The following is a 9232-nucleotide window of genomic DNA, read 5'->3' as shown; positions in this document are numbered from 1 at the left end:
ATACCTTGAGCGGCGAGTACGACAACGACCTGCTGGACGGCGGCGACGGCTTTGACTTCTTGAGTGGGGGGACTGGCAACGACACGCTGGAGGGCGGCATCGGCAACGACACCCTCAACGGCGGAGAGGGCAATGACACCTATCGTTTCGGCCGCGGCGACGGCGTGGACCTGGTGCAGGATTCCGGCGGGCAGGATGCGCTGGAATTCGACAAGGGCGTCAACGCCGATCAGCTGTGGTTCCGTCGCCAGAACAACAGTCTGGAAGTCAGCGTGATCGGCGGCGGCGACAAGGTGGTGGTGGACAACTGGTTCGGCAGTGCCGCCAACCAGCTGGAAACCATACGCTCCGGCGATGGCAAGGCGCTGGCGGCTTCGCAGGTGCAGGCGCTGGTGACGGCGATGGCGGCGTTCAATCCGCCGGCTGCCGGTCAGATGACGCTGCCGGCCGATTATCAGGCCGGTTTGCAGACTGTGATGGCGTCGAGCTGGAAGTAAATAAACAGGTCTGATGTTTGATCACAAAGCCACGCATGCAGATGCGTGGCTTTTTTTATTGTCTTGGCGGCAGGGGAGTGGCTGGGAAGATATTTAGAGTTTTAGCTATGTAAGTAATTATACGTATCAACAGCGGTGTGATTTGTGTCGGTCTGGCGATAAAACAGAATGAATGACGAGGGGAGTTCGGCCTGTCTTATTCAGGGTGGCTGATCAATGTTGGAAATTTGCTGGTAATTGGCCTTTGTTTGACTTCGCTGGTGGGATGGCAATTTTTTAATTGGTAAAAATTAACATTTTTGTTTAAAGGAAAAGCCGGTATTTTCCTTTGCAAATCCCCATCCTTATTGCCAGTTCAATTAAAAACATGTCTGATCCTATTAGCGGTCAAACCGTGCCGGGAGCTTCGGCGCCAGATCATGGCCTGCTCGGCCTGGTGCTGCTGGCCCAGTTCCACGGCATCGCCGCCGACCCAGAGCAACTCGCCCACCAATTCGGCCGCTCCGCCGAACCCTTCTCCGAAACCGATCTCCTCCTCGCCGCCAAGCACCTGGAACTGAAAGCCAAGATCGTCCAGCAGCCGCTGGACCGCATCGGCCTGATGGCCTTGCCGGCGCTGGCGCTGGCGGCCAATGGCGAGCACTTCATCGTCGCCCGCTGCGACGGCGACAAAGTCCTGATCCACGATCTGAGGCAGGGCCGTCCCGCGGTGCTGAGCCTGGACGAGCTGGCGGCGCGCTACGACGGCCGGTTGCTGGTGGTCGCCTCGCGCGCGTCGGCGGCCGGGGCGCTGGTCAAGTTCGACTTCACCTGGTTCGTGCCGGCCATCGTCAAGTACCGCAAGCTGCTGCTGGAAGTGCTGGGCGTGTCCTTCGTGCTGCAGCTGTTCGCGCTGGTGACGCCGCTGTTCTTCCAGGTGGTGATGGACAAGGTGCTGGTCAACCGCGCCTTCAACACGCTGGACGTGATCGCCGTCGGCCTGCTGGCGCTGTCGGTGTTCAATGTGATTTTGTCCGCCTTGCGCGGCCATGTGTTCGCCCACACCACCAGCCGCATCGACGTGGAGCTGGGCGCGCGCTTGTTCCGCCATCTGCTGGCGCTGCCGCTGGCCTATTACGAGGCGCGCCGCGTCGGCGACACGGTGGCGCGGGTGCGCGAGTTGGACAGCATCCGCAACTTCCTCACCGGCCAGGCGCTGACCACGGTGCTGGACCTGCTGTTCTCCTTCGTGTTCCTGGCGGTGATGTTCTATTACAGCGGCTGGCTGACGTTGATCGTGGTGATCTCGTTGCCGTGCTATGCCGCCTGGTCGGCCATGCTGACGCCGGTGCTGCGCCGGCGGCTGGACGAGAAGTTCGCCCGCGGCGCCGACAACCAGTCCTTCCTGGTGGAGTCGGTGGGCGGCATCGGCACCATCAAGTCGATGGCGGTGGAGCCGCACATGACCCGGCGCTGGGACAACCAGCTGGCGGCCTACGTGGCCGCGGGCTTCCGCGTGACGCGGCTGGCCAATATCGGCCAGAACGGCGTGCAGCTGATCCAGAAGCTGGTGACGGTGGCCACCTTGTGGTTGGGGGCCAAGCTGGTGATCGGCGGCGATTTGTCGGTGGGCCAGCTGATCGCCTTCAATATGCTGGCCGGCCAGGTGGCGGCGCCGGTGGTGCGCCTGGCTCAGCTGTGGCAGGACTTCCAGCAGGTGGGCATTTCGGTGGAGCGGCTGGGGGACATCCTCAACACCCGCACCGAGCTGCCGGCCAGCCGCGCGGCGCTGCCGGCCATCCAGGGCAAGATCGAGTTCGACCAGGTGGTGTTCCGCTACCGCCCGGATGGCCCGGAGATCCTGCGCAAGCTGAGTCTGGACATCCGCGCCGGCGAGGTGGTGGGCATCGTCGGCCGCTCCGGCTCCGGCAAGAGCACGCTGACCAAGCTGGTGCAGCGGCTGTACGTGCCGGAATCCGGCCGCGTGCTGGTGGACGGCAACGATCTGGCCCTGGCCGATCCGGCCTGGCTGCGCCGCCAGATCGGCGTGGTGCTGCAGGAGAACCTGCTGTTCAACCGCAGCGTGCGCGACAACATCGCGCTGTCCGATCCCGGCATGTCGCTGGACGCGGTGATCCGCGCCGCCAAGCTGGCCGGCGCCCACGATTTCATCATGGAGCTGGCCGAGGGCTACGACACCATGGTCGGCGAGCACGGCGCCAGCCTGTCCGGCGGCCAGCGCCAGCGCATCGCCATCGCCCGCGCGCTGGTCTGCAATCCGCGCATCCTGATCCTGGACGAGGCCACCAGCGCGCTGGACTACGAGTCCGAACGCGCAGTGATGCAGAACATGCGCGCCATCTGCCAGGGCCGCACCGTGCTGATCATCGCCCACCGCCTGTCCACCGTGCGCGGCGCCCACCGCATCATCGCGATGGACAAGGGCGTGATCGTCGAGGCCGGCAGCCATGCCGAACTGGCGCAGAAGCCCGGCGGCTACTACGCCCACCTCCACAGCCTGCAGCAAGGATAAGCCGAGATGAAACATCAGATTGAGGCGCTGCGGGGCTTCCTGCAACGCTACCGCCAGGCGTTCGCCGACCATTGGTCCATCCGCCACCAGCTCGATCCCAAGCCGCGCAGCGAGGACGAGCTGGCCTTCCTGCCCGCCCACCTGGAGCTGACCGACAGCCCGGCTTCGCCCTTGCCGCGCTGGAGCATGCGCGTGATCGTCGCGTTGTTCGTCTGCGCGCTGCTGTGGGCGCTGATCGGCCAGCTGGACATCGTCGCCGTCGCCGGCGGCAAGACCGTCAGCGGCGGCCGCACCAAGATCATCCAGCCGCTGGAGCCCAGCGTGGTCAAGGCCATCCACGTGCGCGACGGCCAGCTGGTCAAGGCTGGCCAGCTGCTGATCGAGTTGGACGCCACCGCCGCCGGCGCCGACAACCGCAAGGCCGGCGACGCGCTGGAAACCGCCCGCCTGGCCGCGGCCCGCTACCAGGCGCTGCTGGCCGCGCTGGACAACGGCCGGCTGCCGCAGCTGGAGAAGCTGGACGGCGTCGATCCGGCCAAGCAGCTGAGCGAGGAGACGCTGGCCGTCGGCCAGTGGCGCGCCTACCAGGCTAAGCGCGACGCGCTGCAGGCCACGCTGCGCCAGCGCGAGGCCGAGCTGTCCACCACTCGCCAGCAAGTGATCAAGCTGCAGGGCACGGCGCGGCTGGCCGAAGCGCGCGAGCACGACTACCAGGAGCTGCTGGACAAGAACTTCATCTCCAAGCACGCCTATCTGGACAAGCAGCAGGCGCGCATCGAGCAGCAGGGCGACCTGGCCAGCCAGAAGAGCCGCATCCAGGAACTGGCCGCCGCCATCGCCAGCCAGCGCGAAGAGCTGCAGGCGCTGACCGCCAACTTCCGCAGCGACGCGCTGGACAAGCTGCGCGAAGCGCGCGAGCAGACCACCCAGTCCGGCGAAGAAGTGAAGAAGACCGGCCGTCGCCAGGCGCTGACCCAGCTCACCGCGCCGGTGTCCGGCAGCGTGCAGCAGCTGGCCATCCACACCGTCGGCGGCGTGGTCACCGAGGCCCAGCCGCTGCTGGCGGTGGTGCCCGCCAACGAGGCGCTGGAAGTGGAAGCGCAGATCGAGAACAAGGACATCGGCTTCGTCCGGCCCGGCCAGGCGGTGACGGTGAAAGTGGAAAGCTTCCCCTATACCCGCTACGGCTATCTGGACGGCGTGGTGGAAACCGTCAGCCACGATGCGCAGCAGGACGAGAAGCGCGGCCTGCTGTTCCCCGCCCGCATCCGGCTCAAGCAAAACCATCTGCTGATAGACGGAGCCCGCGTCAACTTGAGCGCCGGCATGGCGGTCAGCGCCGAGATCAAGACCGGCAAGCGTCGGGTGATCGACTACTTCCTCAGCCCGCTGCAGGAGCACGTCGGCGAAGGCATGCGGGAGCGCTGAGATGAAGATCCTGCTGATCCACCAGAATTTCCCCGGCCAGCTGCGCCACATCGCCGACGATCTGAAAACCCGGCCCGATATCGACCTGCTGGCGGTGGGGCGCGACACCGCGCCCGGCCTGCAAGGCGTGCGGCTGCTGCGCTACAAGCCGCACCGCCAGCCCAGCCGCCAGGCCCACCCCTATCTGTACAGCTACGAAGATGCGGTGCTTCACGGCCAGGCGGTGCTGCGGACCCTGCAGCCCTTGGCCAATCGCGGCTATCGGCCCGACGTGATCCTCGCCCACCCAGGCTGGGGCGAGACACTGTTCCTGAAAGACCTGTTTCCGAGCGCGCGGCTGATCCACTACTGCGAATTCTTCTACCACGGCCGCGGCGCCGACGCCGACTTCGACCCGGAATTCCCGCTCAGCCTGGACGGCGCCGCGCGGCTGCGCGCCCGCAACGCGTTGCACCTGCTCAACCTGGAAAACGCCGACGCCGGCATCTGCCCCACCCACTGGCAGCACAGCCTGCATCCGGCCGCCTACCGTCACAAGCTCAGCGTGGCGCACGAAGGCATCCGCACTGAGTTGTTGAAGCCTGACTCCACTGCCGAACTGACCCTGCCGAACGGCCGCACGCTGCGCGCCGGGCAGAAGGTTGTCACCTACGTCGCGCGCAACCTCGAGCCCTACCGCGGCTTCCACGTCTTCATGCGCGCGCTGCCCGAGCTGCTGCGCGCCGAGCCCGATTGCCAGGTCGTGATCGTCGGCGGCGACGGCGTTAGCTATGGCAGCGCGCCGGCGGACGCCGCGAACTGGCGCGAGAAGCTGCTGCGCGAAAACCCCGTCGATCCGGACCGGGTGCACTTCCTCGGCAAGGTGCCGTACGACGTCTACCGCAAGGTGCTGCAAGTGTCGGCCGTCCACGTCTACCTGACTTATCCCTTCGTGCTGTCGTGGAGCCTGCTGGAGGCGATGGCCAGCGGCTGCCGCATCGTGGCGTCGGACACCGCGCCGCTGCGCGAGGTGATACGTGACGGGACCAACGGTCATTTGGTCGGTTTCTTTGATCGAGAGGCGCTGGTGGAGCGGGTGAGAAGCGCGTTGCGCGAGGATGCGCCGGGGATGCGGCGGCAGGCGCGGTGGACGGCGGAACGGTACAGCGTCGAGCAGGGCTTGGACGCGTATCGAAATTTGTTGGGCATCGATGTTTCCGGCGCGGTGGCTGGAGTGGCCGCGCAGGAAAGCGATGCCTGGCTTAGGCAGTAGTCCGATAACAGAAAGGTAAAAAATGGCAACTTCGCAAGGCAACGCAGGCGCCGGAACGGGCAAAACGTGGAACGGCACCGACAAGGGGGAATTGATCAGCGCCGGCGACGGCGACGATACCCTGAACGGTTACGGGGGCGATGACACGCTGAATGGCGGTCCCGGCAATAATTTATTGGATGGAGGCGACGGCGACGACAGCCTGACCGGCGGCAACGGGCATGACACGTTGGCCGGCGGCCGCGGCGACGATACGCTGGTGGGCGGGGTGGACGGCGATGTCTACCTGTTCAATCTGGGCGATGGGCGCGATCTGATTCTGGACAACGCGCTGAACAAGGCCGACGCGGCGGATACCGACCCGGCTTATCGCGACGAACTGCGCTTTGGCGCCGGCATCGCGCCCCAAGACATCATTTTGCAGCATATTGGCAACGATCTGGTGCTGCAGCACCGCAACGGCAATGATTCCGTCACCATCCAGAACTGGTTCGCAGGCAAGGCATTCTGGATCGAAAACATCCATTTCGCCGATGGCACCAACTGGACGATCGCCGACTTGGCGCAGCAGGTGCTGGTACAGACCGGCACCGAGGGCAAGGACAAGCTGAAGGGCTGGATAGGCAAGGATCACCTGATCGGCCTGGGCGGCAACGACACCTTGCTGGGCGGCGACGGCGACGACACGCTGCAAGGCGGCGATGGCGATGACCTGCTGGATGGCGGCAGCGGCCGCAACGTGCTGGAAGGCGGTAAGGGCAACGATACCCTGATTGGCGGCGTGGACGCCGACATCTACATCTTCAATCTGGGCGACGGCGCGGACGTGATCCGCGAAACCGCCAGCGTGGATGTGTCGGTGCAGAACGAGATCCGCTTCGGCGCGAGCATCGCGGTCAAGGACATGGTTGCGGTGCGGGTGGGCATGGACCTGGTGCTCAAGCACGCCAACGGCAGCGACAGCGTGAAGGTGGAGGGCTATTTCGCCGCCGTCGGCAGCCGCGTCGAGCGCATCGTGTTCGCCGACGGCACGGTATGGACCCAGGCCGACCTGCGCGTCACGCTGACCGGCACCGACGGCGACGACACCCTGACCGGCTGGGAAGGCGGCGACGTGCTGATCGGCGGCGCGGGCAACGACGTGCTGATCGGCAACGGTGGATCGGACACGCTGATCGGCGGCATCGGCAACGACACCCTGGTGGGCGGCGCCGGCAGCGACGTGTACGTGTTCGAGGCCGGGCATGGCCATGACGTGATCGCCGCGCACAATGTGGACGTGGCGGTGACGCTGCATGACGAGATCCGCTTCGGCGTCGGCATCGCGGTGTCCGACATCCGCGTGCAGCAAGTGGGCGACGATATCGTGCTGCTCCATGTCAATGGCAGCGACTCCATCACCATCCAGGGCGGCTTCAGCGTCGAGCACGGCTGGCAGGGCCAGATCGTGTTCGCCGACGGCAGCGTGTGGCTGGGCGCGGAGTTGATCCAGCGCGTGGTGGGCATGCAGAACGGCACCGATGGCGACGATCTGCTGCAGGGTGAGGACGGCGCGGACATCCTCGACGGCGGCGCCGGCAACGACACGCTGATCGGCGGCAATGGCGACGACACCTTCCGCGGCGGCTCCGGCAACGACGTGCTGGTGGGCAACAAGGGCCGCGACGTGTTCGAGTTTGGCCTGGGCGGCGGCCGCGACCAGATCAACTACGGCGTGGCGGCGGCCAAGATGGCGCAGTACAGCAAGGGCGACCAGATCCGCTTCCTGGCAGGCATCAAGGCTGCCGACGTGCGGGTGCTGAAGTCCGGCAATGATCTGGTGCTGATGCTGGCCAACGGCCAGGACGGCATCACCATCAAGAACGGCGCGGTGGACAAGATGGGTTGGGCCGGCGAGGTGGTGTTCGCCGACGGCGTCCGCTGGAGCGCGGCCGATCTGCAGAAGCTGATCGTGGTCGGCGGCAACGACACCATCAAGGGCAGCGCCGGTGACGACGTGCTGGTCAGCGTCGGCGGCACCGTGGTGCTGGAAGGCGGCAAGGGCAACGACACGCTGAAAGGCGGCGCGGCGCACGACATCTACGTGTTCAACCTGGGCGACGGCAACGACGTCATCATCAACAACTCGGTCAACGTCTCCGTCAGCCACCAGAGCGAAATCCGCCTGGGTGTGGGCATCTCGGTTTCGGACATCGTTGTGGTGCGCGCCGGCAACGATGTGATCCTCAAGCACGTCAACGGCAGCGATTCCATCCTGATCCAGAACTGGTTCAGCGCGACTTCCGCCCAGGTGGGCAGCGTGATCTTCGCCGATGGCAGCAGCTGGACTTCGGTGCAGATCAGCCAGTGGGCGAACGGCCTGCATGTCGGCGGCGACGGCAACGACATCCTGATCGGCGGCAATGTCAGCGACACGCTGCAAGGCGGCGCCGGCAACGATGTGCTGATCAGCGTCGGCGGCAGCGCCGTGCTGGAAGGCGGCAAGGGCAACGACACGCTGAAGGGTGGCGCGGGCCGGGACATCTACGTGTTCAACCTGGGCGACGGCAACGACGTCATCATCAACAACTCGGTCAATGTCTCCGTCAGCCACCAGAGTGAAATCCGCCTGGGCGTGGGCATCGCGGTTTCGGACATCGTGGTGGTGCGCGCCGGCAACGATGTGATCCTCAAGCACGTCAACGGGACCGATTCCATCCTGATCCAGAACTGGTTCGGCGCGGTTTCCGCCCAGGTGGGCAGCGTGATCTTCGCCGATGGCAGCAGCTGGACTTCGACGCAGATCAGCCAGTGGGCCAGCGGCGTCATCACCGGCGGCGCGGGCGACGACCTGCTGCAGGGCGGCGCCGGCAACGATGTGCTGGACGGCGGGGCGGGCAACGACACGCTGATCGGCCTGGGCGGCGACGACACGCTCAAGGGTGGAACCGGCAATGACGTGCTGGATGGCGGCGCGGGACGCGACGTCTACATTTTCAACCTGGGCGATGGCCAGGACGTGATCCGCTTTGACGGCAGCAGCGCGGCGGTGGCGTGGAGCGCGGGCGACGAAATTCGTTTCGGCATCGGCATCTCGGTTTCGGACATCGTCGTGGTGCGTAGCGGCCTGGATGTGATCCTCAAGCACCGCAACGGCCAGGACAGCATCACCATCCAGAACGCGCTGACCGTCAACGCCAACTGGGGCGGCCACATCGCCTTCGCCGGCGGCGCCAACTGGAGCCTGGTTGAACTGCTCAGCCTGTCCGGCGCGACGCTGACCGGCACCGAGGGCAAGGACACGCTGACCGGCGGCAAGGGCAACGACGTGATCTTCGGCCTGGGCGGCGACGATGTATTGGTCGGCGCGGACGGTAAAGACAGTCTGTTCGGCGGCGCCGGCAATGACACCCTGAATGGCGGCGATGGCGCCGATCTGCTGGAAGGCGGCGACGGCGACGATGTCATCGTCGGCGGCCGGATCGATGGCAACGACTGGCGCGAAGAGCGCGACACGCTGCGCGGCGGCGCCGGCAACGATGTGCTGACGGCGGCCTGGGCCGG

General features: G+C 65.8%; 5 protein-coding genes. All 5 read left to right on the top strand.

Features of this window, described 5'->3' with window-relative positions; translation table 11 throughout:
* Nucleotides 1-497: calcium-binding protein (locus VA599_RS24015; protein WP_346791002.1), on the top strand; the 497-nt coding region annotated here is incomplete at its 5' end.
* Nucleotides 498-864: 367 nt separating this feature from the next.
* A complete protein-coding gene (locus tag VA599_RS24010) occupies nt 865-3009 on the top strand; it encodes a type I secretion system permease/ATPase (protein WP_346791000.1) in 2145 nt (714 codons plus the stop codon).
* A gap of 6 nt (nt 3010-3015) precedes the next feature.
* Nucleotides 3016-4437 carry an HlyD family type I secretion periplasmic adaptor subunit gene (locus tag VA599_RS24005; RefSeq protein ID WP_346790999.1) on the top strand — a complete coding sequence of 474 codons (1422 nt, stop codon included), beginning with the start codon at nt 3016-3018 and terminating at the stop codon, nt 4435-4437.
* A 1-nt stretch (nt 4438) separates the two neighbouring features.
* The gene (locus VA599_RS24000) at nt 4439-5689 is read left to right on the top strand and encodes a glycosyltransferase family 4 protein (RefSeq protein WP_346790997.1); all 1251 of its coding nucleotides are present in this window, start codon (nt 4439-4441) and stop codon (nt 5687-5689) included.
* 22 nt (nt 5690-5711) lie between these two features.
* On the top strand, nt 5712-9232 hold a 3521-nt coding region (locus VA599_RS23995; protein ID WP_346790996.1), incomplete at its 3' end, for a calcium-binding protein.

It is taken from the genome of Chromobacterium indicum (assembly GCF_039708975.1).
In the GTDB taxonomy this organism is placed as follows: Bacteria; Pseudomonadota; Gammaproteobacteria; order Burkholderiales; family Chromobacteriaceae; genus Chromobacterium; species Chromobacterium piscinae.
Note: the sequence above shows the minus strand (reverse complement) of the source record. Positions and strands in the feature narration are given on the sequence as shown.

What these genes read in the sequence shown, in the direction of transcription:
- VA599_RS24010 (WP_346791000.1), top strand. Translation starts at nt 865, where the DNA reads ATGTCTGATCCTATTAGCGGTCAAACCGTGCCGGGAGCTTCGGCGCCA.
- VA599_RS24005 (WP_346790999.1), top strand. Translation starts at nt 3,016, where the DNA reads ATGAAACATCAGATTGAGGCGCTGCGGGGCTTCCTGCAACGCTACCGC.
- VA599_RS24000 (WP_346790997.1), top strand. Translation starts at nt 4,439, where the DNA reads ATGAAGATCCTGCTGATCCACCAGAATTTCCCCGGCCAGCTGCGCCAC.